1 protein-coding gene and 1 pseudogene are annotated in these 1,301 nt (G+C 45.5%); both read left to right on the plus strand.

Annotated features, from left to right (window positions below; genetic code table 11):
* Positions 1 to 64 precede the first annotated feature (64 nt).
* Positions 65 to 832, plus strand: coding sequence for an allophanate hydrolase subunit 1 (locus tag AB4653_RS22200; RefSeq protein ID WP_102257725.1), 768 nt, complete (start codon positions 65 to 67; stop codon positions 830 to 832).
* Positions 825 to 1,301, plus strand: a pseudogene (locus tag AB4653_RS22205) (biotin-dependent carboxyltransferase family protein); the annotation flags it as partial. The gene AB4653_RS22200 and the pseudogene AB4653_RS22205, both read left to right, overlap by 8 nt.

The raw sequence follows: 1,301 nt of genomic DNA on the forward strand, positions 1-1,301 counted from the left end.
ATAAGCAAATAAGCAAATGAAAGACACTAAGTAAATCAAAGGCAAGTAAAAGTATGGAAACGAAATGACGACGAATCAAATTGAATTCAATATAGCGCCAGTCGCGGAATGCAGCGTTTTGGTGACCTTGACGCTATCGCCTTCAAATAATCAATCTAGCGCCGAATATGCGCAGTACATGGCTCATTTTTCCGATGCTATTCGTCAACACTTAGCATCTGTATTGATGAATGTGACACCGGCTTACCAAACAATATTGGTCGATTACTTACCTTATAGAATTTCAGAACATCAGCTCATGGAACAACTCAACTCTTTGTTGAGTCATGCTATTTCGTCCTTCTCTAGTGTTAGTAAAACGCGTAACACTATCGAGCTTCCCGCTTATTACTCACCAGAAACAGCACTCGACTTAGACCGATATCAAGCCAAAGGCATGTCGCTAGATGAGATCATTCAACATCACACCTCACAGACTTACAGCGTCAGTGCCATTGGGTTTACGCCTGGCTTTGCGTTTATGTCTGATGTAGTCAACGAGCTTGCTTTGCCTCGTCATTCAACCCCACGCTTAAGTGTGCCGAAAGGCAGTATCGCCATCGCGGATACGAAAACGGCGGTGTATCCTTCGGACTCACCGGGCGGTTGGAATATTATTGGCAATTGCCCACTCGCACTGTTTGATCACAGCCAATTAAAGAACGCTGATACCACGCAAACGCCGCTGTCTCTGCTTAATGTCGGTGATACGGTCCGTTTCATCGCGATTTCAAAACAAGAATTTGTTGAGCTTAAGTTTATGGATATTAGTGGAGGTGTCGCTAATGGCTAAGACAAACGCTAAACCAACACTGACAGTACTTAAGCCGGGGCCAATGAGTTTGATTCAAGACTTCGGACGATTTGGTGTTGCTCATCTCGGGTTGACACAAGGCGGCCCTGTTGATGATTACTCGTATAGCTGGGCCAATCACCTGCTCGGAAACCCAGTCAACCGAGCAGCGTTGGAAATCACGCTTGGGCAATGTGCGTTACGTATCGATTTTGATTGCGAAATGGCGTTGTGTGGTGGCGATTTACAAGCGAAGCTCGATGGCAAACCACAGTCTAACTGGCGTACTTTTCAAGCTTTTGCAGGGCAAGTTCTCTCATTTGGTTTACCTAAAAATGGTCTAAGGGCGTATTTAGCCGTTAAGGGGGGCTTCGATGTTCCATCAACTCTTGATAGCTGTTCAACAGTGACTCGTGAAAAAATTGGTGGATTAACGCAAGATGGAGAGCCATGCCAGCAAGGGCAACAC

The organism is Vibrio sp. 10N.222.48.A3 (assembly GCF_041475345.1).
GTDB classification, from domain to species: Bacteria; Pseudomonadota; Gammaproteobacteria; order Enterobacterales; family Vibrionaceae; genus Vibrio; species Vibrio tasmaniensis_A.